The sequence below is a fragment of the Streptomyces sp. NPDC025793 genome, from assembly GCF_055558375.1.
This window is the reverse complement of sequence record NZ_JBVHMR010000014.1, coordinates 74,872-98,837: the sequence shown is the minus strand read 5'-3', so window position 1 is coordinate 98,837 and position 23,966 is coordinate 74,872. Positions and strand designations below refer to the sequence as shown.

The 23,966-nt window shown below is 72.6% G+C and carries 27 protein-coding genes; 26 read left to right on the top strand and 1 reads right to left on the bottom strand.

Going from position 1 to position 23,966, the window contains the following annotated elements; all coding sequences use genetic code 11:
• The first annotated feature begins 198 nt into the window (after positions 1–198).
• The 20 genes from ACZ4MF_RS25715 to ACZ4MF_RS25620 all read left to right on the top strand — a co-directional run bounded on the left by ACZ4MF_RS25715 (position 199) and on the right by ACZ4MF_RS25620 (position 19,177).
• Positions 199–528, top strand: a complete 330-nt coding sequence (locus tag ACZ4MF_RS25715) for a TcmI family type II polyketide cyclase (RefSeq protein WP_467494282.1) — start codon at positions 199–201, stop codon at positions 526–528.
• Positions 525–1,796: a beta-ketoacyl-[acyl-carrier-protein] synthase family protein gene (locus tag ACZ4MF_RS25710; protein ID WP_356030378.1), complete on the top strand. Its 1,272-nt coding sequence runs from the start codon at positions 525–527 to the stop codon at positions 1,794–1,796. Before ACZ4MF_RS25715 ends, ACZ4MF_RS25710 begins: the two co-directional genes overlap by 4 nt.
• Positions 1,793–3,007 (top strand): ketosynthase chain-length factor, encoded by a 1,215-nt coding sequence (locus ACZ4MF_RS25705; protein WP_467494281.1) that lies wholly within the window; start codon positions 1,793–1,795, stop codon positions 3,005–3,007. Before ACZ4MF_RS25710 ends, ACZ4MF_RS25705 begins: the two co-directional genes overlap by 4 nt.
• Before the next feature lie 57 nt (positions 3,008–3,064).
• On the top strand, positions 3,065–3,328 hold the full coding sequence (locus ACZ4MF_RS25700; protein ID WP_467494280.1) for an acyl carrier protein: 264 nt from the start codon (positions 3,065–3,067) through the stop codon (positions 3,326–3,328).
• A gap of 101 nt (positions 3,329–3,429) precedes the next feature.
• On the top strand, positions 3,430–4,215 hold the full coding sequence (gene fabG, locus ACZ4MF_RS25695; protein ID WP_467494279.1) for a 3-oxoacyl-ACP reductase FabG: 786 nt from the start codon (positions 3,430–3,432) through the stop codon (positions 4,213–4,215).
• 20 nt (positions 4,216–4,235) lie between these two features.
• Entirely contained in the window at positions 4,236–5,177 is a 942-nt protein-coding gene (locus ACZ4MF_RS25690) for an aromatase/cyclase (protein WP_467494278.1), read from the top strand.
• Positions 5,158–6,042 carry a 4'-phosphopantetheinyl transferase family protein gene (locus tag ACZ4MF_RS25685; protein WP_467494277.1) on the top strand — a complete coding sequence of 295 codons (885 nt, stop codon included), beginning with the start codon at positions 5,158–5,160 and terminating at the stop codon, positions 6,040–6,042. Before ACZ4MF_RS25690 ends, ACZ4MF_RS25685 begins: the two co-directional genes overlap by 20 nt.
• On the top strand, positions 5,997–7,478 hold the full coding sequence (locus tag ACZ4MF_RS25680) for an FAD-dependent monooxygenase (protein WP_467494276.1): 1,482 nt from the start codon (positions 5,997–5,999) through the stop codon (positions 7,476–7,478). Before ACZ4MF_RS25685 ends, ACZ4MF_RS25680 begins: the two co-directional genes overlap by 46 nt.
• Complete coding sequence (locus ACZ4MF_RS25675; protein WP_467494275.1) at positions 7,475–9,463, top strand: SDR family oxidoreductase; 1,989 nt, start codon at positions 7,475–7,477, stop codon at positions 9,461–9,463. The genes ACZ4MF_RS25680 and ACZ4MF_RS25675 overlap by 4 nt, the downstream gene beginning before the upstream one ends.
• A gap of 40 nt (positions 9,464–9,503) precedes the next feature.
• The gene (locus ACZ4MF_RS25670) at positions 9,504–10,271 is read left to right on the top strand and encodes an SDR family oxidoreductase (protein ID WP_467494274.1); all 768 of its coding nucleotides are present in this window, start codon (positions 9,504–9,506) and stop codon (positions 10,269–10,271) included.
• Entirely contained in the window at positions 10,268–11,491 is a 1,224-nt protein-coding gene (locus tag ACZ4MF_RS25665) for an MFS transporter (protein WP_467494273.1), read from the top strand. The genes ACZ4MF_RS25670 and ACZ4MF_RS25665 overlap by 4 nt, the downstream gene beginning before the upstream one ends.
• A gap of 52 nt (positions 11,492–11,543) precedes the next feature.
• The gene (locus ACZ4MF_RS25660; RefSeq protein WP_467494272.1) at positions 11,544–12,569 is read left to right on the top strand and encodes a methyltransferase; all 1,026 of its coding nucleotides are present in this window, start codon (positions 11,544–11,546) and stop codon (positions 12,567–12,569) included.
• 42 nt (positions 12,570–12,611) lie between these two features.
• Positions 12,612–13,280 (top strand): hypothetical protein, encoded by a 669-nt coding sequence (locus ACZ4MF_RS25655; protein ID WP_467494271.1) that lies wholly within the window; start codon positions 12,612–12,614, stop codon positions 13,278–13,280.
• A 50-nt stretch (positions 13,281–13,330) separates the two neighbouring features.
• Positions 13,331–14,272: an LLM class flavin-dependent oxidoreductase gene (locus ACZ4MF_RS25650; RefSeq protein WP_467494270.1), complete on the top strand. Its 942-nt coding sequence runs from the start codon at positions 13,331–13,333 to the stop codon at positions 14,270–14,272.
• Between the two features lie 209 nt (positions 14,273–14,481).
• Positions 14,482–15,252 carry an SDR family NAD(P)-dependent oxidoreductase gene (locus ACZ4MF_RS25645; RefSeq protein WP_356030358.1) on the top strand — a complete coding sequence of 257 codons (771 nt, stop codon included), beginning with the start codon at positions 14,482–14,484 and terminating at the stop codon, positions 15,250–15,252.
• Between the two features lie 10 nt (positions 15,253–15,262).
• The gene (locus ACZ4MF_RS25640) at positions 15,263–15,937 is read left to right on the top strand and encodes an antibiotic biosynthesis monooxygenase (protein ID WP_467494269.1); all 675 of its coding nucleotides are present in this window, start codon (positions 15,263–15,265) and stop codon (positions 15,935–15,937) included.
• A gap of 1 nt (position 15,938) precedes the next feature.
• The gene (locus tag ACZ4MF_RS25635) at positions 15,939–16,727 is read left to right on the top strand and encodes an SDR family oxidoreductase (RefSeq protein WP_467494268.1); all 789 of its coding nucleotides are present in this window, start codon (positions 15,939–15,941) and stop codon (positions 16,725–16,727) included.
• A gap of 100 nt (positions 16,728–16,827) precedes the next feature.
• Entirely contained in the window at positions 16,828–17,409 is a 582-nt protein-coding gene (locus tag ACZ4MF_RS25630; RefSeq protein ID WP_356030354.1) for an NADPH-dependent FMN reductase, read from the top strand.
• Positions 17,410–17,423: 14 nt separating this feature from the next.
• On the top strand, positions 17,424–18,056 hold the full coding sequence (locus ACZ4MF_RS25625) for an antibiotic biosynthesis monooxygenase (protein ID WP_467494267.1): 633 nt from the start codon (positions 17,424–17,426) through the stop codon (positions 18,054–18,056).
• A complete protein-coding gene (locus ACZ4MF_RS25620; protein WP_467494266.1) occupies positions 18,053–19,177 on the top strand; it encodes an acyl-CoA dehydrogenase family protein in 1,125 nt (374 codons plus the stop codon). The genes ACZ4MF_RS25625 and ACZ4MF_RS25620 overlap by 4 nt, the downstream gene beginning before the upstream one ends.
• A 7-nt stretch (positions 19,178–19,184) precedes the next feature.
• On the opposite strand, the gene ACZ4MF_RS25615 is transcribed toward ACZ4MF_RS25620, so the two are convergent.
• Positions 19,185–19,640, bottom strand: a complete 456-nt coding sequence (locus ACZ4MF_RS25615) for a MarR family winged helix-turn-helix transcriptional regulator (RefSeq protein ID WP_467494391.1) — start codon at positions 19,638–19,640, stop codon at positions 19,185–19,187.
• Positions 19,641–19,836: 196 nt separating this feature from the next.
• Between ACZ4MF_RS25615 and ACZ4MF_RS25610 the strand changes: the two genes are divergently transcribed.
• From ACZ4MF_RS25610 to metK, 6 genes are all read left to right on the top strand, one after another.
• Positions 19,837–20,934 (top strand): NAD(P)/FAD-dependent oxidoreductase, encoded by a 1,098-nt coding sequence (locus tag ACZ4MF_RS25610; RefSeq protein WP_467494265.1) that lies wholly within the window; start codon positions 19,837–19,839, stop codon positions 20,932–20,934.
• A 148-nt stretch (positions 20,935–21,082) separates the two neighbouring features.
• On the top strand, positions 21,083–21,340 hold the full coding sequence (locus tag ACZ4MF_RS25605; RefSeq protein WP_467494264.1) for an acyl-CoA carboxylase epsilon subunit: 258 nt from the start codon (positions 21,083–21,085) through the stop codon (positions 21,338–21,340).
• Positions 21,337–21,486, top strand: coding sequence for a hypothetical protein (locus ACZ4MF_RS25600; protein WP_467494263.1), 150 nt, complete (start codon positions 21,337–21,339; stop codon positions 21,484–21,486). Before ACZ4MF_RS25605 ends, ACZ4MF_RS25600 begins: the two co-directional genes overlap by 4 nt.
• A gap of 44 nt (positions 21,487–21,530) precedes the next feature.
• Positions 21,531–22,442 carry an alpha/beta hydrolase gene (locus ACZ4MF_RS25595; protein WP_467494262.1) on the top strand — a complete coding sequence of 304 codons (912 nt, stop codon included), beginning with the start codon at positions 21,531–21,533 and terminating at the stop codon, positions 22,440–22,442.
• Positions 22,443–22,500: 58 nt separating this feature from the next.
• Positions 22,501–22,680 (top strand): hypothetical protein, encoded by a 180-nt coding sequence (locus tag ACZ4MF_RS25590; protein ID WP_467494261.1) that lies wholly within the window; start codon positions 22,501–22,503, stop codon positions 22,678–22,680.
• 74 nt (positions 22,681–22,754) lie between these two features.
• On the top strand, positions 22,755–23,963 hold the full coding sequence (metK, locus tag ACZ4MF_RS25585) for a methionine adenosyltransferase (protein WP_467494260.1): 1,209 nt from the start codon (positions 22,755–22,757) through the stop codon (positions 23,961–23,963).
• The last annotated feature ends 3 nt before the right edge of the window (positions 23,964–23,966 follow it).

The following is a 23,966-nucleotide window of genomic DNA, read 5'->3' as shown; positions in this document are numbered from 1 at the left end:
CTGGATCTGTAGTGATTCCCCTTGAAAACGGGGGAGTCGCCGAAGAAGATACATGTCAGAGTCCGGCGCTTTGTCACCGCACCCGGTGGACCGAAAGCGCCCTCTTTCCTGTCCGGTTCCGGCCCTCTCGCTGTCGAACCGTCGACGACACGTGAAACTCCAGTCCGCCGTACGGCTTTCCACTTGGAGAACAATCGCATGCACAGCAACCTGATCGTGGCACGGATGGATCCCGGAACGAGCGGCAACGTGGCCGATCTGTTCCGTGCGTTCGATGCCACCGAGATGCCGCACCGGATGGGCACGCGCCGCCGGCAGCTCTTCCACTACCGCGGTCTCTACTTCCACCTCCAGGACTTCGACACCGACAACGGCGGCGAGCAGATCGAGGAGGCGAAGACCGACCCGCGCTTCGTGCGGATCAGCGACGACCTGAAGCCGTTCATCGAGGCGTACGACCCGGCGACCTGGCGCTCGCCCGCCGACGCCATGGCGACCCGCTTCTACCACTGGGAGGACCCGCGGTGAGCGGCCGACGCGTAGTCATCACGGGCCTGGAGGTCCTGGCCCCCGGAGGCGTCGGCCGCGACGCCTTCTGGTCGCTGCTGAGCGAGGGCCGCACCGCGACCCGCGGCATCACGTTCTTCGACCCGTCGCCCTTCCGCTCCCGGGTCGCCGCCGAGGTCGACTTCGACGCGGAGGCCCACGGTCTGAGCCCGCAGGAGATCCGGCGGATGGACCGGGCCGGCCAGTTCGCCGTCGTCGCCGCCCGCGGCGCCGTGGCCGACAGCGGCCTCGACCTCGCGGACCACGCCCCGCACCGGGTCGGCGTCACCGTCGGCACCGCCGTCGGCGCGACCATGGGCCTGGACCAGGAGTACCGGGTCGTCAGCGACGACGGCCGGCTGAACCTGGTCGACCACACGTACGCGGTCCCGCATCTGCACAACCACCTGGTGCCCAGCTCGTTCGCCGCCGAAGTGGCCTGGGCCGTCGGCGCCGAGGGCGCCAACGCCGTGGTGTCCACCGGCTGCACGTCCGGCATCGACTCCATCGGCTACGCCGTCGAGCTGATCCGGGAGGGCTCCCTCGACGTGCTGGTCGCAGGCGCCACCGACGCCCCGATCTCGCCGATCACGATGGCGTGTTTCGACGCGATCCGGGCCACCACGCCCCGCCACGACGAGCCGGAGCGCGCCTCGCGCCCGTTCGACGGCACCCGCAACGGCTTCGTCCTCGGCGAGGGCACCGCCTTCTTCGTCCTGGAGGAGCTGGAGAGCGCGCGCCGGCGCGGGGCCCGCATCTACGCCGAGATCGCCGGCTACGCGACCCGCTCCAACGCGTACCACATGACCGGTCTGCGCCCCGACGGCGCGGAGATGGCCGAGGCCATCCGCGTCGCGCTCGACGAGGCGCGGATGAACGCCCAGGACATCGACTACATCAACGCGCACGGCTCCGGCACCAAGCAGAACGACCGCCACGAGACCGCCGCGTTCAAGAAGAGCCTCGGCGAGCACGCGTACGCCACGCCGGTCAGCTCCATCAAGTCCATGGTCGGCCACTCCCTGGGCGCCATCGGCGCCATCGAGATCGCCGCCTCGACGCTGGCGATGACCCACAACGTGGTGCCGCCGACGGCGAACCTTCACACCCCCGACCCCGAATGCGATCTCGACTATGTGCCCGTCACCGCGCGGGACCACCAGACGGACGCCGTGCTGACCGTCGGCAGTGGCTTTGGAGGCTTCCAGAGCGCGATGGTCCTCGCCCGCCCGGAAAGGACCGCCGCATGAGCGCCTCTGTAGTGGTGACCGGCCTCGGCGTGGTCGCACCCAACGGGCTCGGTGCCGAGGAGTACTGGCAGGCCGCCCGCGTCGGCAAGAGCGGCATCGGGCGCATCACCCGCTTCGACCCCGCCCAGTACCCGGCCCAGCTCGCCGGTGAGATCCACGGCTTCGAGGCCTCCGAGCACCTGCCCAGCAAGCTGCTGCCGCAGACCGACCGCATGACGCGCCTCGCGCTCGTCGCCGCGGACTGGGCCATCCAGGACGCCGGGGTGGACCCCGCCCGGCTGCCCGCCTTCGACATGGGCGTGGTCACCTCCAGCGCGTCCGGCGGCTTCGAGTTCGGCCAGCGCGAGCTGGAGCGGCTGTGGAGCCAGGGCAGCGAGTACGTCAGCGCCTACCAGTCGTTCGCCTGGTTCTACGCCGTCAACAGCGGCCAGATCTCCATCCGCAACGGCATGAAGGGCCCCAGCGGCGTCGTCGTCAGCGAGCAGGCCGGCGGTCTGGACTGTGTCGCACAGGCGCGCCGCCACGTGCGCAAGGGCACCCCGCTCGTCGTCACCGGCTCCGTCGACGCCTCCCTGTGCCCGTGGGGCTGGGTGGCGCAGCTGACCAGCGGCCGGGTCACCACCCAGGCCGACCCGGCCGCCGCCTACGTGCCCTTCGACGACCGGGCCTCGGGCCATGTCCCGGGCGAGGGCGGCGCCATCCTCGTCATGGAGAGCGAGGACGCCGCCCGGGTGCGCGGTGCCAAGGTGTACGGGGAGATCGCCGGCTACGGCGCGACCTTCGACCCGAAGCCGGGCAGCGGCCGGCCGCCGGCGCTGCGCAAGGCCATCGAGATCGCCCTGGCCGACGCCGGGGTGAGCGCCCGCGACGTGGACGTGGTCTTCGCCGACGGCGCGGCCGTGCCCGACCTCGACCGTATCGAGGCCGACGCGCTGAACGCGGTGTTCGGCCGGGAGCAGGTGCCCGTCACCGTCCCCAAGACCACGACGGGTGCCCTGTACTCCGCCGCCGGGGCGCTCGACCTGGCGACGGTCTTCCTCGCCATGGAAGAGGGCCTGATCCCGCCCACCATGAACACCAGGCCGGCCGAGCACTACGGCCTGGACCTGGTGGTCGGCCACCCGCGCACGCACGAGGTGCGTGTCGCGCTGGTGCTGGGCCGGGGCCTGGGCGGCTTCAACTCCGCGCTGGTCGTCCGCTCCGCCGACTGACACCCCCACCGCCACCACACCGGCCGGCACCGCCGGCGCAACAGGAAAGGAACCACCATGGCCGAGCAGGCTTTCACCGTCGACGACCTGCGCCGCATCCTGATCGAGGCGGCGGGCGAGGACGACTCCTACAGCCTCGACGGGGACATCCTCGACACCGACTTCGAGCAGTTGGGCTACGAGTCGCTGGCCCTGCTGGAGACCGGCGGGCGCATCGAGCGCGAGTACGGCATCTCCCTCGACGAGGAGATCCTCAGCATCGCCAACACCCCGCGGCTGCTGATCGACGCCGTCAACAGCGGTCTCACCGCGCTGGTCTGACCCGCCGCCGCTCCGCAGCCCCCCACAGCCCATCTCCCGCCGGGCGGTGCCCCGCGCACCGCCCGGCGGGCCCGCATTCCCTCCCACTGGAGACGTCACCCATGTCAGATCAGCAGCAGCGGACCGCCCTGGTCACCGGAGCCACCAGCGGCATCGGCCTCGCCGCCGCCCGGCTCCTGGCCGAGCAGGGCCACCAGGTGTTCATCGGCGCGCGCAGCGCCGACGACGTCGCCGCGACCGTGAAGGAGCTCCAGGCCGAGGGCCTGGCGGTGGACGGCACGACCCTCGACGTGCGCGACGCGGACAGCGTGCGCGCCTTCGTGCGGGCCGCCGTCGACACCTTCGGCACCGTGGACGTACTGGTCAACAACGCGGGCCGCAGCGGCGGCGGCGTCACCGCCGACATCACCGACGAGCTGTGGCACGACGTCATCGACACCAACCTCAACAGCGTCTTCCGGCTGACCCGCGAGGTGCTCAACACCGGCGGCATGCGCCACAAGAACCGCGGCCGGATCATCAACATCGCCTCCACCGCGGGCAAGCAGGGCGTCGTCCTCGGTGCCCCGTACTCGGCGTCCAAGCACGGCGTCGTCGGCTTCACCAAGGCGCTCGGCAACGAGCTCGCCCCCACCGGCATCACCGTCAACGCGGTCTGCCCGGGGTACGTGGAGACGCCGATGGCGCAGCGGGTGCGCCAGGGCTACGCGGCCGCGTACGACACCACCGAGGACGCCATCCTGGAGAAGTTCCAGGCCAAGATCCCGCTCGGCCGCTACTCGACGCCCGAGGAGGTCGCCGGTCTGGTCGGCTACCTCGCCTCCGACACGGCGGCGTCCATCACCGCGCAGGCGCTCAACGTCTGCGGCGGACTCGGCAACTTCTAGGACCCCAAGGAGAGTTGACCATGACCATCCGTGAGGTCGAGCACGAGATCACCGCGGCCGCGCCGGCCGAAACGGTCTTCCGGCTGATCGCCGACGTGGAGAACTGGCCGCGGATCTTCCCGCCGACCATCCACGTCGAGCACGCCGAGCGAGGCGAGCGCGAGGAGCGCATCCAGATCTGGGCCACCGCCAACGGCGAGCCCAAGAACTGGACGTCGCACCGCACCCTGGACCCGGAGAACCTGCGCATCACCTTCCGCCAGGAGGTGTCCACGCCGCCGGTCGCGTCCATGGGCGGCACCTGGATCATCGAGCCCCTCTCCGCGACCGAGTCGCGGATCCGGCTGCTGCACGACTACCGGGCCGTCGACGACGACCCCGAAGGCCTGAAGTGGATCGACGAGGCCGTCGACCGCAACTCGCGCTCCGAACTGGCGGCGCTGCGCACCAACGTCGAGCGCGTGCACGCCGAGACCGAGGCCGACCTGACGTTCTCCTTCGAGGACTCCGTCGAGATCGCCGGCTCCGCCAAGGACGTCTACGCCTTCATCAACGAGGCGAACCTGTGGTCGCAGCGGCTGCCGCACGTGGCCACCGTCCGCCTCGACGAGGAAGCCCCCGGACTGCAGACGCTGGAGATGGACACCCGCGCCAAGGACGGCTCCGTGCACACCACGAAGTCGTACCGGGTGACCTTCCCGCACCACAAGATCGCCTACAAGCAGGTGACACTTCCGGCGCTGATGACCCTGCACACCGGCTACTGGACGTTCACCGAGACCGACACCGGCGTCCGGGCGTCCTCGCAGCACACGGTGACCCTCAACACCGAGAACATCGCCCGCGTCCTCGGCGCGGACGCCACCGTCGCCGACGCCCGCGCGTACGTGCACAGCGCGCTCAGCACCAACAGCCTGGCAACGCTGGGCCACGCCAAGGCCTATGCCGAGGCCCGGGGCTGAACCGGGCGGTCCACCGCACCGGTTCGCACAGCCGCCGCGTATCCCGGTCCTGCGCGAGCCGCCGCGGCTGTCGCTCTGGCTGCTGCGCCCGCCGGCGCCGGACAGCCCGGCGGCGGCCCGGCTCGCGGTGCGCGAGCTGGACGCCGCGGAGCTGCGGCGGGCGGAGCTGTTCGTACGGCCCACGGACCGCGTGCAGTACCTGTCCGCGCACATCGCGCTGCGCCGGGTCCTCGCGGAGGCCACCGGATACCCGCCCGAGCGGCTGCGGCTGGGCCAGGAGCCCGCACCGGCCCGTGCGTACCGCACGATGCGGCCCGTGCTGCGCGACCCGCCGCTGCCGGTCCACTTCTCGCTCTCGCACAGCCACGGCCTCGTGCTGATCGGCACGGCGGCCACCGTCCTCGGCGTGGACGTGCAGCGCACGCCGACGACCGAGACGGTGCGGGTGTGCGGGCCCGCACTGCACCGGGCGGAATGGCAGGAACTGAGGGACTTCCCCGAAGCCCGCCGGCCCGACGTCTTCGCGCAGCTGTGGACCCGTAAAGAGGCGTATCTCAAGGGACTCGGCACCGGGCTCGCCCGCAGCCCCGCACGCGACTACCTGGGAGTCACACCCCGGTCCGGCGCCCCGCCGGGCCCGGCCGGCTGGATCGTGGGCAACGTGCCGGCCGGACCGCACCACGCCGCCGCCGCCGCGCTGTCCGCGTCCGCGGAGCCGATCGTCACGCTGCGCTCGCTGCCCGTGGCGTGCCTGTACGACGGCGCGGCGGGCCTGCCGCTGTCCGCGGCTCCGCTACTGGCTTTGAGAAGGAGAGGTTCATGGACGCTTCGGTGGTCGTTGTTGGAGCGGGACCCGCCGGGCTGATGCTCGCCGGGGAACTGCGCCTGGCGGGGATCGACGTCACGGTGCTCGAACGGCACCCCGAGCGCACCGGCGAGTCCCGGGGCATCGGGCTGACCATCGGCACGATGGAGGTCTTCGACCAGCGCGCACTGCTGCGCCGGCTCGGGGACTACGAGACCAGCGGCATGGGCCACTTCGGTGGCATCCCGCTGGACATGGGCGTCCTCGGCGCCTTCCACGAGGCCGCCAAGACGGTGCCGCAGTCGGTGACCGAGCAGGCCCTGGAGGCCTGGGCGGGCGAGCTCGGCGCCGACATCCGCCGCGGACACGAGTTCGTCTCGTACGCGGAGAGCGGCGAGTGCGTCGAGGTCACCGTGCGCGGCCCCGAGGGCGAACAGACGCTGCGCGCCCGCTATCTCGTGGGCTGCGACGGCGGACGCAGCGCGGTCCGCAAGGCGGCCGGGTTCGACTTCCCGGGCACGGCCACCACCACCGAGATGCTCCTGGCCGACCTGCGCGGGGTCGACCTGGAGCCGCGGATGACCGGCGAGCACATCGACGGCGGTTTCGTGATGGTCGCCAAGCTCGCCGGAGGGATCCACCGGATCATCGTCGGCGAGCACGGCGTGCCCCCGCGAAAGCGCACCGAGGCACCGCGGTTCGCCGAGGTCGCCGACGTGTGGAAGCGGCTCACGGGCATCGACATCAGCCACGCCGAGCCGGTGTGGGTCAGCGCCTTCGGCAACGCCGCGCGACAGGTGACGCAGTATCGGCGCGGCCGCGTCCTGCTGGCCGGCGACTCCGCCCACGTGCATCTGCCGGCCGGCGGGCAGGGCATGAACACCAGCGTGCAGGACGCCCACAACCTCGGCTGGAAGCTGGCGGCGGTGCTGCGCGGCGACGCCCCCGAGGAACTGCTCGACACGTACCACACCGAGCGCCACGAGGTGGGCCGCGGTCTGCTCGCCAACACCCGGGCGCAGAGCCTGCTGATCCTCGGCGGCGAGGAGTCCGCACCGCTGCGCGACGTCCTGGCCGAACTGGTCCGGGTCCCCGGCGTGACCCGGCACCTGGCGGCCAAGGTCAGCGGCCTCGACATCCGCTACGACGTCGGCGGCGGATCCAGCCCGCTGCTCGGCCGGCGCCTGCCGCACCTGCCGGTGACCTGGGGGGAGCGGCGCACCAGCAGCACCGAACTCCTGCGCACGGGCCGCGGCGTCCTGCTCGACCTCGGCGACAACGCCGTGCTGCGCCGCCGCGCGCAGCCCTGGCGCGACCGTGTCGACATCGTCACCGCGACCCCGGACCCGGTCCCCGCCGACAGCCCGCTCGCGGGCACCGGCGCCGTACTGCTGCGTCCCGACGGCTACGTCGCCTGGGCCGCGCCCGGCAGCCACCGCGACCTGCGCTCCTCGCTCACCCGCTGGTTCGGACCGGCGCTCGGGGCGCGCCGATGACCCGCACCGATGTGCTCGTCGTCGGCGCGGGCCCGGTGGGCCTGTTCCTCGCGGCCGAGCTGCGGGCGGGCGGCGCGGACGCCCCGAACGTCATCGTGCTGGAGCAACTGGCCGAGCCCACCGGCGAGTCACGGGCCTCGATCCTGCACGCGCGGACCATGGAGATCTTCGCCGACCGCGGCTTCCTGCCCCGGCTCGGCGAGCTGCCCCCGGTCGGCCCCGGCCACTTCGGCGGCCTGCGCCTCGACCTCGCCGAGGCCGACCCGTCGCATCCGTACGCCGGTCAGTGGGAGTGCCTCCAGCACCACCTGGAGACCGAACTGCAGGCCCACGCCGTCGAGTCGGGCGCCGACGTCCGGCGCGGCCACACGGTGACCGGGCTGCGCGCCGGCGACGACGGCGTGCACGTCGAGGTGCGCGGGCCCGCCGTCGGCGGCGCGCCCGGCGCCACGTACACCATCGAGGCCGCCTACCTGGCCGGCTGCGACGGCGAGCACAGCACGGTGCGTGAGCTCGGCGGCTTCACCTCCGACGGGCACGACGCCGACAAGGTGATGCTGCGCGCCGACGTCGCCGGGATCGAGATCGCCAACCGGCGGCTCGAACGCTTCCCCGGCGGCATCGCCACCGCCTACCGCAGGCCCGACGGCACCACCCGGCTGATGGTCCACCGCTTCGGCGAGCAGCCGGCCGGCGAGGTGACCTTCGAGCAGGTCGCCGCCGCCTGGGCCGCCGTGACCGGTGAGGACATCGGGCACGGCGAGGCCCGCTGGCTGAACCGCTTCGGCACCGTCTCCCGGCAGGTCACCGAGTACCGGCGCGGCCGGCTGCTGCTCGCCGGCGACGCCGCGCACCGCCAGATGCCGGTCGGCGGGCAGGCCGTCAACCTCGGGCTGCAGGACGCGGCGAACCTCGGCTGGAAGCTGGCCCGGGTCGCCACCGGCGCTGCGGCGCCCGCACTGCTCGACACCTACCACGCCGAACGGCACCCGGCCGGGGCACGCACCCTGGCCAACATCGACGCGCAGGCCCGGCTGCTGTTCGGCACCGAGGACGTGCTCGCGCTGCGCGACGTCTTCGGCGAACTCCTCGGCCAGGCGCCCGTCCGCCGGCACCTCGCCCGCATGATCAGCGGCCTCGACGTGACCGAACCGCCGCGCCCGGAGCGCAGCGCCCCGCCGGCACGGCTCCCGCACACCCACCAACCCGGAAGGTCAACCGTGGACAGGCTCACCGACAAGACGGCCCTCGTGACGGGTTCGAGTCGCGGCATCGGCAGGGCGACCGCGATCCGGCTCGCCCGCGAGGGCGCGCTCGTCGCCGTGCACTACACCGCGAACGAGCAGGCCGCCGACGACACCGTCGAGCTCATCGAGAAGGAGGGCGGCAGCGCCTTCACCGTGCGCGCCGAGCTCGGCGTCCCCGGCGACGTGCACGCACTCTTCCTCGGTCTGGAGCGCGGCCTGAAGGAGCGCACCGGCGACACCCGCCTCGACATCCTGGTCAACAACGCGGCCGTCACCTCGACGGGTTCGGCGCCCGAGGACCTCACCCCCGAGGAGTTCGACCGCTACTTCGCCGTCAACGCGAAGGCGCCGTACTTCATCGTGCAGCGGGCCATCGGGCAGATGCCGAGCGGCGGCCGCATCGTCAACCTCACCACCGGCGTCACCCGCACCTCCGTGCCCGACCAGGTCGCCTACGCCATGACCAAGGGCGCGATCGAGCAGCTCACCTTCCAGCTGGCCCGCATCCTCGCGCCGCGCGGCATCACCATCAACAGCGTGGCCCCGGGCATCACCGACAACGGCGGCGCCATCTTCGACAACCCGCAGGCCGTCGAGGCGATGTCGAAGTTCTCGGCGTTCAACCGGGTCGGCGAGGCCGGCGACGTCGCCGACGTCATCACCTTCCTGACCACCGACGAGGCCCGCTGGATCACCGGCGCCTTCATCGACGCCACCGGCGGCACCCTCCTCGGCTGAGGCGCGGCCGTCCCCACCCATCCCATGTGAGAGGCCCTACATGTCCGCCCACCCCGCGCGCGTCGCCGTCGTCACCGGAGCCAACAAGGGGATCGGCCGCGCGATCGTCCGGCAGCTCGCCGAGTGCGGCCACACCGTCTATCTCGGGGCCCGCGACGAGCGGCGCGGCCGCCGCGCCGCCGACGAGCTGGCCGCCGACGGCCTCGACGTACGGTTCCTGCACCTCGACGTCACGGACGAGACCTCCGCCAAGGCCGCCGCCGAGCGGCTCGCCGAGGAGGCGGGCGCCGTGCACGTCCTGGTCAACAACGCCGGCGTCGGCGGCCCCATGCAGCCGCCCAGCCAGACCCCCGCCGAGCAGGTGCGCACGGTCTACGAGACCAACGTCTTCGGCGTCATCACGGTCACCAACGCCCTGCTGCCGCTGCTGCGCAAGGCGCCCGGTGCCCGGATCGTCAACGTGTCCAGCGCCATCGGCTCGCTGACGTCGGCCGCCGAGAACGTCGACCAGACGGGGGAGCACCCGCCTGGCGAGTTCCCCTCGACGCTGCTGTCCTACGCGTCGTCCAAGACCGCCCTGAACGCGGTCACCCTGGCGTACGCCAACGAGCTGCGCGGCACCGGGATCCTGGTCAACGCGGCGTCCCCGGGCTTCGTGGCCACCGACATCAACGGCCACCACGGCCGGCTCACCACCGAGCAGGGCGCGCGCATCCCGGTCCTGCTCGCGACCCTCCCCGACGACGGCCCCACCGCCACCTTCCTCGGGGAGAACGGCACGCCCGAGGGGCAGGTGCTGCACTGGTGACCGCGCCCGCCGCCACCGCCGCGCCCGCCCCGCGGGCGCAGGAGGCCTGGGACGCCCGCCAGTGGTCCCGGCTCCTCGTGCTCTCCGGCAACATGCTGCTCGACGCGATCGAAGTGTCCGTCCTCCTCATCGCCCTGCCCACGCTCGCCGCCCGGTTCGGCCTCACCCCGTGGAGCGCCCAGTGGCTGATGAGCGGCTTCGCGCTCGGCTTCGCCGCGCTGCTGCTGCTCGGCCCCGTGCTGTGCGCCCGCATCGGGCGCCGCCGGGCCTACCTGGGCGCGATGCTGCTGTTCGCCCTGGCCTCCCTGGCGGGCGGCCTGGCCGGCGGCCCCGCACTGCTGGTCGCCGTCCGCGTCGTCAAGGGCTGCTGCGCCGCCCTGACCGCGCCGACCGGCCTGGCCATCATCAACGACCTGTTCCCCGAGGGCCCGCAGCGACGGCGGGCCCTGTCGGTGTACTCGCTGTTCGGCGCCGCCGGCTTCACCGCCGGGCTGCTGCTGGCCGGCGGCCTGCTGGCGACCGGCTGGCGCTGGGTCTTCGTCTTCCCCGCGCCGGTGGCCCTGGCGCTGCTCGCCGCGGGAGCGTACGTGCTGCCGCGCGAGCAGGGCGGCGGCCCGGCGCGGCTGCCGAGCCCGGCGCTCCTGAAGCGGGGCCCGCTGCTGCGCTCCGCGCTCGGCGCCGCCTGCCTCAACGGCACCTACCAGGCGCTGCTGGTCGTGATGGTCTTCCAGATGGCGGACACGTTCGGCTGGTCGCCCTGGCGCTCCGCGCTCGCGCTGCTGCCCGCCTGCGTGCCGCTGGCGCTGAGCGTGCCGTTCGCCGGCCGGCTCATCGCCCGCCACGGCAGCCGCCGTCTCGTCACGCTCGGTGCGCTCTTCCCGCTGCTCGGCCACCTCCTGTACCTGGCCCGCCCCGACAGCGGCTACGCCCTCGGCATGCTGCCCGTCCAGCTGCTCGTCGAGGCCGGGTTCTGTCTGGCGTTCGTCGCCCTGAACACCCAGGCGACGGCCGGCCTCGACCCGGCCCAGCGGGGCGCGGCCGTGGCGCTGTACCAGGCGTTCGTGCAGCTCGGGGCCGCACTGCTGCTGCCGCTCGTCACCCTGCTGCTGACCCGGGCCACGGGCCCGCGGCCCGCGCTGGCGCTCGTCACCGCGGTGGGCGCCCTCGGCCTCGCGGCCGCGCTCGTGCGCCGCCCGGCCCCTGCCACCACGGCCGGCTGACCCCGTTTCCTCGGTACCCACCCGCTCCATCACCTCAAGGAGGCTCACTGCCATGGCAGTCGACACGCCCGACAACTCCGTGAACCCCGGCCCGATCATGGGTCTGATCCTCGGCTCCTGGCAGTCGCGGATCCTGCTCGCGGCCGTCGAGTACGACCTGTTCACCGAAGTGTCCAAGGGCCCGGTCACGACCGCCGAACTGGCGAAGCGGCTCGGCCTCGTCGAGCGCGGCGCGAACGACCTGCTCGCCGGACTCGTCCACCTCGGCCTGCTGGAGTCGGCCGACGGCACGTTCACCAACGCCCCGGTCAGCGACGCGTTCCTGGTCAAGGGCCGCCCCGCCTACCTCGGCGGCTACCTGCACTTCTGCGAGCAGGAGCTGAACCCGGCGTGGCAGGGCCTGGCCGAGTCGCTGCGCACCGGCAAGCCGCAGAACCAGGCCGCGGTCGCGGGCAACCCGTACGACACGCTGTACGCGGACGCCGACGCCACCGACGGGTTCCTGGACAGCATGGACCTGCTGAGCGCGCCGATCGCGCAGGCCCTCAGCCGCATCGACTGGAGCGGCTACACCTCCTTCGTCGACATCGGCGGCGCCCGCGGCAACTTCGCGCACGAGGTCGTCAAGCACAACCCGCACCTGAAGGGCGCGGTCTTCGACCTGCCGCCGCTGCGGTCCGCCTTCGACCGGCACATGGCCCGGCTCGGCGACAGCGAACTCACCTTCCACGGCGGCGACTTCTTCAAGGACGAGCTGCCGCAGGCCGACGTCCTCGTCTTCGGTCACGTCCTGCACAACTGGGGCGTCGAGGACCGCATCGCCCTGCTCAAGCGAGCCTACGACGCGCTGGAGCCGGGCGGCGCCGTGTTCGTCTACGACCCGATGGCGGGCGGCGAACAGCCGTCGATGCACGGCGCCCTGGCCGGTCTGACCATGCTCGTGTGGTCCCGCGGCGGCCATGAGTACTCCGCCGACGAACTGCACGGCTGGCTGCGCGAGGCCGGCTTCACGCCCGAGACCGTCGAGGTCGACGGGCTGCACGAGGACGTCCTGGTCATCGGCCGCAAGGCCGCCTGAGCACCCGGCCGCAGAAGACAGCGCACACCTGAGGAGTCGACGATGCCGACCACGTCGTACGTCCGGCCGGAGATAGGCCGCCCGGACATCGCCACCGCCCTGGTGGAGGAGGTCACCGGCGGTGACCCCGAGCGCCTGCGGGACGCCGGGGCCGCGGTCCTCGCGCACTGGGAGTCCGCACCGTGGCCCGAGGGCCTCGCGTCCGTGTCCCTGTTCCACGGCACCGACGGCACATCGCTGCTGATCTACGCCCAGTTCACGGCGGACGCCGAGGACAGCGCGCGCACGGCCTTCGAGGCGCTGCGCCCAAACTGGCGCGCACTCGGCTACGAGCCGGGCGAGCCCGCCGCGTTCCGGCTGTACCGCAGGGTGCAGCCCACCGTGCTGCCCGACCCGCTCCCGCCGGTCGGCTGCTACCCGGCCGCCTTCTTCGCCATGCGGGACGGGGAGACGGCGCGCGCCTGGGTCGACGGGCTCCTCGGCACCGAGGAGAAGACCGTCGGCGAGGACCGGGCCTACCCCGGGGCGATCGCGGCCAACTTCCACGTCAGCGCGGACGACGACGGGATCTTCCTGCTGTCCGAGTGGGCTTCGGAGGCGGAGGCGCTCGTCCACATCAAGGCGGAGATCGAGCCGCTCCTGGAGTACATGGGGCAGGCGGAGGCCGGAGCGGGCCGCCGCTACGAGTTCCACGCCACCCGTACGAACTGACCCGTACACCCTTACACCCTTACACCCGAAGAGAATCGAAGGGCACCCCCTTGGCAACCCCGACCACACGGACGGCACTGTCCGCGCGCGACGTCGTCTTCGGCTTCGGCGCACACAGCGTCATCGGCGACATGCCGGTGCTGCTCCAGATGGCCCAACTGGCCGACCGGGAACGGCTCGACCTCTTCTCACTGTCGGACCACCCCTACATCGGGCAGCGCCTGGACGCGTACGCCACCGTCGGCTTCGTCGTCGGCCGCACCCAGCACCTCGCGGGGTTCGCCAACGTCAGCAATCTGCCGACGCGGCCCCCGGCCATGCTGGCGCGGACGGTGACGACCCTGTCCGCGCTCTCCGAGGGCCGGGTGGTGCTCGGCATGGGCGCCGGCGGGCTGTGGGAGCGGATCGCCGACATGGGCGTAGAACCGCTCACCCCCGCCCAGGCCGTGGAGGCCTTCGAGGAGGCGATCGTCCTCGTCAGGAAGCTGTCCGGCGGCGGCCCGCCGGTCACCTTCAAGGGCCGCCACTACCACGTCGAGCAGATCGAACCGGCCCCTGTCGCGGCGCCCCCGGTGTGGACCGGATCGGTCGGCCCCAAGTCCCTCGCCGCCACCGGCCGGGTGGCCGACGGCTGGATCCCGGGCCACGCGGCCGACTGGCTGAGCGCGCGCTACCGCGCGTCCCGCCCGGTCGTCGACGAGGCGGCACGGTCCGCGGGCCGTGACCCGCGCGAGGTCCGCACCGTCTTCAACTTCCCCGGCCAGATCACCGAACGGCCGCTGGCCAGGACGCGCGACGGCGACGGACGCTGGATCGGCGGCAGCGTCGAGCAGTGGACCGAGGAGCTGACCGCGGCGGTCGTCGAGCACGGCGCGGCGGGCTTCATGCTCTTCTCGCCCCGCGGCGGAACCCCGGACCCGACCTCCCTCGGCCACTGGGCCGGCGAGATCGCCCCGGCCGTACGCGAGGCCGTCGCCAGGCACGCCGGCTGAGCGCGGCCGGCGAAGTCCGCTGCGGTTCGACCGCGCCCCCGAGGGGCGCGGGGCTCCATCGATATGCGGCTCCGCCGCGTGGGCGCGGCCAGCCACGACGGCGCCGCAGACGCACGGCGGCCCGTCGCGGCGCGTCCAGCGGTGCGCTCGGCCCCCCGGCCCGGCACACACCACCCAACGACCTTTCTCCACCTCTCGAAGGACTTTCCATGACCAGCAGGCTTGAGAACAAGACGGCGCTCGTCACCGGCGCCAGCCGGGGCATCGGGCGTGCCATCGCCCTGCGGCTCGCGCAGGACGGTGCCGTCGTCGCGGTGAACTACTCCGGCAACGAGACCGCGGCGAAGGAGACCGTGGCGCTCATCGAGGAGGCCGGCGGCCGCGCCTTCACCGTGCAGGCCAGCCTCGGCACGCCGGGCGCGATCGAGCAGCTCCTGGACGGCACCCGGGCGGGCCTGGTCGAGCTCACCGGCTCGGACCGGCTCGACATCCTGATCAACAACGCCGCCGCCACCGGCTTCGCGGGCGCCGGCCCCGCCGCGGTCACCGAGGAGATCCTCGACAACTGCTACAACATCAACGCCAAGGCGCCCTTCCTCCTCATCCAGAAGGCCCTTGAGCTGATCCCCGACGGCGGCCACATCGTCAACGTGTCGTCCGGCGTCACCCACTCCGCGTTCCCGATCCAGATCGCGTACGCGATGAGCAAGGGTGCCCTGGAGCAGATCACCCTGCACATGGCGCCGGTCCTGGCGCCCCGCAACATCACCATCAACACGGTCGCCCCGGGCGTCACCAACAACGGCGACCCGGTGTTCGAGGACCCCGAGGCCGTCAAGCAGATGTCCGCGCTGTCGGCCTTCGACCGGGTCGGCCAGGTGGACGAGGTCGCCGACATCGTCGCGTTCGTCGCCTCGGACGAGGCCCGTTGGATGACCGGTTCGTTCGTGGACGCCACCGGCGGCACCCTTCTCGGCTGAGGAGCCCATCATGCAGAACGAGATCCAGTCGGCGGTGGGCTTCGCCCACGCCAAGCCGGAGAAGGCGGCGGAGCTGGGCGCGCTGCTCGTCTCCTTCGCCGAGCGCTCCCGCACCGAGCCCGGCTGCCTGGGCAGTTGGATCAACCAGGACGCGCAGGACCCGAACCTCTTCGTGTTCTACGAGATCTGGGCGACCCGCAAGGACCTGGCCCGCCACCTCGGGCAGCCGTACATGAAGGAGTTCCTGGCCGGCCGCGACGCCTACCTCCAGAAGGAGCTGGAGGTACGGCAGTTGACGCTCGCCGGTGCCCCGGAGCAGGCCGAGGCCGCCGACCCGGCCGAGATGAACCAGAAGTACCTGGACGCCTACGCCGCCCGCGACATCGACGCGATCATGGCGGTCTACGCGCCGGGCGCCGCGGCCGTCTGGGAGCCCGGCAAGGCCGTCAGCGGCGACGAACACCGCGCCGCCGTCGTCGAGTTCCTCAAGCTGGACCCGCAGCTGTCGGCCAAGGTCGCCGAGAGCTACGTCGTCGGCGACACCGCAGCGCTCGTCGTCGACTGGAGCATCACGGTGCCCTCGAAGCCCGAGATGACCGGCACCGGACGTGGCCTCGACGTCCTGAAGAAGAACGCCCGGGGCGAGTGGCGTTACGTGATGACCAACCCGTTCGGGAGCGTGTGACATGAAGATCGAAGGCAGTGTCGCCGTCGTCACCGGCGCCGCGAGCGGCATCGGCAAGGCGATCGCCGAGGCCCTGGCCGCCGCCGGCGCCCGGGGCGTCGTCGTCTCCGACATCGACGCCGAGGGCGCCGAGAAGGTCGCCGCCGGCATCGGCGCCCAGGCGCTCGCGGTGGTGGCCGACGTCGCCGACGAGGCGTCGATCCAGGCCCTGGTCGACCGCGCCCGGGAGCGGTTCGGCTCCGTCGACATCTTCGTCTCCAACGCCGGGCTGACCGTGACGGGCAGCCACGACGCATCGGACGAGGACTGGAAGCGCGCCCTCGACGTCAACATGATGTCGCACGTGTGGGCGGCCCGCGCCGTGGTCCCGGCCATGCTGGAGGCCGGCCGGGGGCACCTGGTGCAGACGATCGCGGCCTGCGGGGTGCTCACCGCGTTCGGCGCGGCGCCGTACTCCGTCGCCAAGATGGGCGCCGTCGCGTTCGCCGAGTACCTCGCCGTCGAGTACGGCCACCGCGGTCTCGGCGTCTCGTGTCTGATGCCCCAGGCGGTCAACACCCCGATGCTGGCCGCCAGCGTCAGCAGCAACGAGCAGCTGGCCAAGCTGAAGGAGGTCTCCGAGGTCCTTGAGCCCGAGCAGGTGGCCAAGGCCGCCCTCGAGGCGATCGAGGAGAACCGGATCCACGTCTTCACGCACCAGGGTTCGGCCGACTCCTTCCGGCAGCGGGCCGAGGACGCCGACGTGTGGGTGGCCCAGATGCGCGCCATCCGCCACGGCGCCCACGCCTGACGACGGGCCGTCCGCACGGGTGCGGGGCGCCTGCCCCGCCCCGTACCCGTGCCGCCGCTGCCCTCGCCGTATCCGGTTCGGGCTCACAGGAAGGAAAAACATGTCCGAGGAAACACTGCGCCTTGCCGTGATCATCGGTTCGTCCCGTGTGGGCCGCACCGGTCCGGCCGTCGCGCGCTGGTTCGTCGAGGAGGCCGAGGCCTGCGCGATGTACGACGTCGACGTCCTCGATCTGGCCGACGTGGAGCTGCCGTTGTCGCTGACGCAGGAGCCCGGGGGCGAGTCCGCCGAGCTGCTCGCCTCCGTCGCCGCACGCCTCGACGCGGCGGACGCGTACGTCGTGGTCACGCCGGAGTACAACCACAGCTTCACCGCCCCGATGAAGAACCTGATCGACTGGCACCGCGCCGAATGGCAGGCCAAGCCGGTCGCGTTCGTCTCCTACGGCGGTCTGTCCGGCGGGCTGCGGGCCGTCGAGCAGTTGCGCCTGGTCTTCGCGGAGCTGCACGCGGCCACGATCCGCGACACGGTCAGCTTCCACGGCGTGTGGCAGCACATCGGCGACGACGGCGTGCTGCGCGCGCCCGACGCCGCCGTCCCGGCCAAGGCCATGCTCGAAAAGCTCCAGTGGTGGGCCTGTGCCCTCAAGGACGCCCGCACCGCGCGTCCCTACGTCGCCTGAAACCAGGGAGAGTCATGAGTCTCATCAGGGTGGAGGACGGCTACTTCACGCTGTTCAACATCTTTCACACCGAGGGCCCCGACGGGCAGCAGGTGCTGTTCGACCAGTGGCGCAGCCTGCCGCCGGCGAACGTTCAGCCGGGCCTGGTCTCGGGCAACTTCCACCGGGGGCTCGACGGCCGCTCGGTGGTCAACTACGCGCAGTGGGAGAGCGAGGAGGCCTACGACGCGTTCATGAGCGAGCGGGCCACCAAGGGCCGCCTCGGCGGCGCCCTGAGCGTCTCCCGCCTGGACAACATCCCCTGCGAGGTCGTCCACACCTGGCACCCCGAGCCCCGCATCAGCCTCGACGAGCCGCGCTTCACCGTGGTCATCGTGGTCACGTCGGCGCCCGAGGACCAGACGCAGGTCCTCAAGGAGATGACGTACGACCCCGAGGAGCTGGCGACCACCCCGGGCCATGTGTCGCACGCCGTGCACCGGGGTCTGTCCGGCGAGCACGTCATCAAGTACGCGCAGTGGGAGGACGAGGAGAGCTTCCGCGCCTTCCTCGCGCGGCCCAAGGAGCCGTCCGCCCTCGACGACCTGGACGGCGTGCGGGCCGAGCTCTACTTCAGCGAGATCGAGTACATCAGGGAGCGGGTGTGAGCGGCGGGTCGGCATGGCACGACGCCGGGGCGCTCGACACCGCGGCCGGTGCGGCGGGCCGCGGCGCCGAGAGCGCGGACGCGGCCGGGCGCCTCGCCCGGGACACCGTCGAGGCCCTGGCCGCGGCCGGGTTCACCAGCGCCTTCGCCCCGGCGGGGCAGGGCGGCACCGGGGCCACGTTCGAGGCGGTGACACGGGCCGTCGCCGCGATCGGCGAGGGCTGCACGTCCGCCGCCTGGCTCGCCTCCCTGTGGGCGTACAACGGGCGCTTCAGCGCCTTCCTGCCGGAGGAGGGCCGCGAGGAGGTCTGGGCGAAGGGCCCCGGCACCCGCCTCGTGAGCTCGATGGTCGCGGCCGGCGTCGAGGCCGAGGAGGTGGACGGCGGCTGGTCGCTGTCCGGCAGGTGGCTCTACGTCAGCGGCGTCGAGTTCGCCGACTGGGCGCTGCTCAGCTCGGCGCCGCCGCGCGAGGGCGACCGCTCGATCCGGGTGTTCGCGGTGCCCAGGGACTCCTTCACGCACGAGGAGTCCTGGTCGACGCTCGGCATGCGCGCCACCGGCAGCCACACCCTGCTGGTGGAGCGGGCGTTCGTGCCGCGGTACCGCTCGTTCGTCTGGGACGACATGCGCCAGGGCAGCCTGCCGGAGCCGGCCGGGTCCCCGGCGCATGCGGCACCGCTGTTCGCGGTGAACGGGCTGACCTTCGCGGCGCCCGTCCTCGGCGCGGCCCGCGCCGCGCTGCGCCTGGTCGAGCAGCACTTGGGCAAGCAGCCGAGCGGGGCCCGGGCGGCGGCCCGGGACACGGCCCGTATCGCCTACACCCGCGCGGCGGGCGAGATCGACGCGGCGGCGCTGCTGCTCGCGCGGGTCGCCGGGACCGCCGACGGGGGCGGGCTCGCCGAGGGCGGCGCGGCCGTGCGCAACCACCGTGACGCCACGCTCGCGGTGGAGCTGCTCGTCGGCGCGGTGGACCGGCTGTTCCACGTGACCGGGACCCGCGGGCAGGCCACCTCCCACCCGATGCAGCGCATCTGGCGGGACGTCCACGCGGCGGGCTCGCACGCCGCCCTGCAGTTCGAGCCGGCCGCGCTCGCCTACACGCAGCGGCTGATCGCGGCCTGAGGGCGCCTCAGCCGCGGACCGCGGCAGCCCCGTGGCCGGGTTCGACGAAGACCACGGGGCCGTCGTTGTCCCGCACGACGCGGCCGAGCAGCGCGGCGAGGGCGTCCCGTCCTTCGGCGTCGAGACCGGCCGGCAGCTGCCCGATGCGCCGGCAGGCGTCGGTGTAGAAGCGGTCGGCGAGGCGTGCGCCGCGCGCGGTGAGTGCCGCGCGCACCGCGCGGCTGTCGTGCGGATCGCTCTCGCGCCGTACCAGGCCGTTGTTCTCGGTGCGGTCCACCAGACCGGTCAGACTCGATTTGGCGAGTCCGAGCATCGAGCACAGCTCGCTCATTCCGTACGGCTGCGCCATCAACACGCACAGCAGCTGACCCTGTTGCGGCGTCAGGCCGTGCTCACGGCTCACCTGGGCATACACGGCGTTGACCAGGAACGACGACCGCACCAGTGCGGCCGCGAGCCCCATCGTGCCGTCGTCGTCTTCACGCTTGGCCACGGATGCAGCGTAGCACCCGAATATCGAAAGTTCGTAGCAAGAACTTCCAGTTCTTAACGGGGATATGTAGTTCCTGAACTTCTTCTGCATTGTGGTTCGCAGTACGAATCACTAGCGTTTTTGAGCAGTGCCCGACGCAATTTCTTTGGTTTGTGGAGCGTGAATCATGAGTCGTAAAGTCGCCGTTGTCGGCGGAGGCTACGGGGGCGCCGCGGTGGCCAAGGCCCTTCAGTCCGAGGCCGAGGTCGTCCTGATCGACCCGCGTGACGCCTTCGCCAACGTGGCGGGGTCGCTGCGCGCACTGGCCCAGCCCGAGTGGGCGCCCAACATGTTCTTCCCGTTCAAGACGCTGCTCACCGAGGGCCAGGTCATCCAGGACCGCGCCGTCTCGGTGGACCCCACCGGCGTCACCCTGGCCTCGGGCAAGCACGTCGCGGCCGACTACGTGGTCCTGGCCACCGGCTCCAGCTACGCCTACCCGGCCAACCCCGCCGCCGCCACCGTGGAGGAGGCGCTCGCGGACTTCCGTGCCTCGCACAAGGAGCTGCTCCAGGCGGACAACGTCCTCATCCTCGGCGCCGGCCCGGTCGGCCTCGAACTCGCCGGTGAGATCAAGCAGGTCTGGCCGGACAAGAAGGTGACCATCGTCGACCCGGCCGAGGAGCTGCTCCCCGGCTTCAAGCCCGAGGTCGTCGAGGACCTGCACGGCCAGCTCGCCGCCCTGGGCATCGAGGTCCGCCTCGGCACCGGCCTGACGGCCGAGCCGGCCACCGCCTCCGGCCAGGCCGGTTCCTTCACCGTCACCACGACCGCCGGTGACGAGATCACCGCCGACGTCTGGTACCGCGCCTTCGGCACGACCATCAACAACGACTACCTCGCCGACGGCAAGCTCACCGCCCTCACCGAGCAGGGCCAGGTCCCCGTGACCGAGAAGCTCAACGTCAAGGGCCACGACCACGTCTACGCGGTCGGCGACATCACCGACGTCGCCGAGGCCAAGATGGCCGGCTACGCGATGCAGCACGCCGAGGTCGTCGCCAAGAACATCATCGCCCAGATCAAGGGCGAGGAGCCGACGGAGACCTACCAGCCGCTGGGCTTCCCGATGATCCTCCTGCCGCTCGGCAGCGAGGGCGGCGTCGGCCAGCTCCCCTCGCCCGAGGGCCCGTTCGTCGCCCCGGCCGAGATGGTCTCCCAGTTCAAGGGCCAGGACCTGTTCACCGGCCGCTTCGTCGGCCAGCTGGGCCCCACGGCCGCCTGATCCGGCGACCGCCCCGCTCCACCGCACCACCGCACCACCCGAGCTCGCCGCGCGAGCTCGCCGGTTCCTCCATCCCCCGTCGGGACCGGCGAGTTCGTGCGGCGTTCGCGTTTCCCGACCCGTTCCCACGACCACGGAGACGACGCCCATGCCACCGTCCACGGACACCCCGGACACCATGGACCTCACCGGCCCCGTCCTGCGCATCGAGAAGGGCAGCCCCGACGCGACCGAACTCGCCGCGCTCACCGCCGTGCTGCTCGCCCGCGCGGCCGCCGTCGGCCCGGAGCAGGAGCACGCCGAGGGCCCCGAGCCCGCACGCCGCACCGCACTCTGGCGGCGCCTCGAACGGCGCACCCGCGCCGGCACACCGCGTAGCTGGCGCGACGACGCACACCGACGATGAGCGCGACCGACGTCAGCGCACCCCCGGCCTGCGCCGCGCGCGCCGCACTGCCGCACCCCGGTGAACCCGGCGCCCCCGTCGGCCACTTCGTCCGCCGCCTGGTCCGCCGCCGCCTCGCCCGGTGCCTGGCGACGGTCAGGAGATGAGGGCGGCACCCGGGGACCACCTACCGCCCGGAGTTGTTGATCCCATGGCCCAGCTGCCCACCACCGATGCCGTCCGGGCCCGCGAGATCACCCTCGACGCCGCCGGGATCCCGCTGTCGGCACTGATCGCCGAGCCGCCCTCCGGCCGGCCCCGGGCCGTCGTGGTCGCGGTGCACGGCGGCGGCATGCGGGCCGGCTACTTCGACAGCCGGGCCCGCCCCGGACTGTCGCTGCTCTCCCTCGGCGCCGGCCTCGGCTACACGGTCCTGTCCGTCGACCGCCCCGGCTACGGCAGTTCGGCGCCCCACCTGCCGCGCGGCCAGCGCCTGGCGGAGCAGGCGGCGACCCTGCACGACGGCCTCGCCCACTTCGCCGCCACCCATGACACCGGCGCGGGCATCTTCCTCGTGGCCCACTCCAACGGCGGCAAGCTCGCCCTGGCCGCGGCCGCCGAGGAGCGCGGCCAGGGCCTGATCGGCCTGGACATCTCCGGCCTCGGCAGCCGCCTCGCCGTACGCACCGACCAGCTGCCGGGCCGGCACGGCCACGGTGACTGGCGCCGCCACTGGGGTTCGTTGCGGCTCTACCCGCCGGACGCCTTCCGGCAGGGCCGCCACCTCGTGTCGCCGGTGCCCGAACTGGAGGCGTGCGAGGGGCCGTTGTGGCCCGGCATGTACCCGCGGATCGCCCGCCGGGTACGGGTCCCGGTCCGGTTCACCTTCGCCGAGCAGGAGCAGTGGTGGCTGTTCGACGACGACGCCCTGGCCGCCCTGCGCCGCCCGCTGGCCGCCCCCACCACCGTGATCGCCCACCAGCCGGACGCCGGGCACAACCTGAGCCTCGGCTGGGCGGCCCGCACCTACCACCTCAAGGCCCTCGGCTTCCTGGAGGACTGTCTGCTCGCCAAGGACGCGGAGCCCGCCCGGCCGGTGAGCCGACCGGTCCCCGCGGCGTGAGCCCCGATCGGGGACACGTACCGCCGAAGCCGCCGAAGTCACCCGGAGACAGGCAGAGATGAGCATCGACACGCTTGACACTCTTGAGCCTCTTGAAGACACCGAGCACGTCCTGGCACAGACCGGTCCCGCCCGCGCCCGCGCCCGCTCCCTCGCCGGAGCGGTCGTACGGCCCGCACTGCTCGCGGGGGAGGAGCACGAGGCTCCGGACCCGTCGATCTTCCGCGGCACCGACTGAGAGCCGTGTCCGTGCCCCGTCCGGCACGCACCCACCCACCGATCCACCGCCACCACCCACCTTCCTGGAGAGACATGTCCCGCCGTCTGTTCACCTCGGAGTCCGTGACCGAGGGCCATCCCGACAAGATCGCCGACCAGATCAGCGACACCGTCCTGGACGCCCTGCTCGCCCAGGACCCGGCCGCGCGCGTCGCCGTGGAGACCCTGATCACGACCGGTCAGGTGCACATCGCCGGCGAGGTGACGACCACCGCGTACGCGGACATCGCCACGCTCGTCCGCGACAAGATCCTGGAGATCGGCTACGACTCCTCCGCGAAGGGCTTCGACGGCGCCTCCTGCGGTGTGTCGGTGTCCATCGGCGCCCAGTCGCCGGACATCGCGCAGGGCGTCGACACCGCCTACGAGTCCCGCGTCGAGGGCACCGGCGACGAACTGGCCGCCCAGGGCGCCGGCGACCAGGGCATCATGTTCGGCTACGCCACCGACGAGACGCCGACCCTGATGCCGCTGCCGATCGAGCTGGCGCACCGCCTGTCGCGGCGCCTCACCGAGGTCCGCAAGGACGGCACCGTCCCCTACCTGCGCCCCGACGGCAAGACCCAGGTCACCATCGAGTACCTGGGCAGCCGGCCGGTCCGCCTGGACACCGTCGTCGTCTCCTCGCAGCACGCCCCGGACATCGACCTGGACGGGCTGCTGGTCCCGGACGTGCGCGAACACGTCGTCGAGCACGTCCTCGCCGCGCTCGCCGAGGACGGCATCAAGCTGGAGACCGAGGGCTACCGCCTGCTGGTCAACCCGACCGGCCGCTTCGAGATCGGCGGCCCGATGGGCGACGCCGGCCTGACCGGACGCAAGATCATCATCGACACCTACGGCGGCTACGCCCGGCACGGCGGCGGCGCCTTCTCGGGCAAGGACCCGTCCAAGGTGGACCGTTCGGCGGCGTACGCGATGCGCTGGGTCGCCAAGAACGTGGTCGCCGCGGGCCTGGCCTCCCGCTGCGAGGTGCAGGTCGCGTACGCCATCGGCAAGGCCGAGCCCGTCGGGCTGTTCGTCGAGACCTTCGGCACCGGGAAGGCCCCCCAGGAGTCCATCGAGCAGGCCATCGCCCAGGTCTTCGATCTGCGCCCCGCCGCGATCATCCGTGACCTCGACCTGCTCCGCCCGATCTACTCCCAGACGGCGGCGTACGGCCACTTCGGCCGCGAGCTGCCCGACTTCACCTGGGAGCGCACCGACCGGGCCCAGGCGCTCCGGGCCGCCGCGGGCATCTGACGC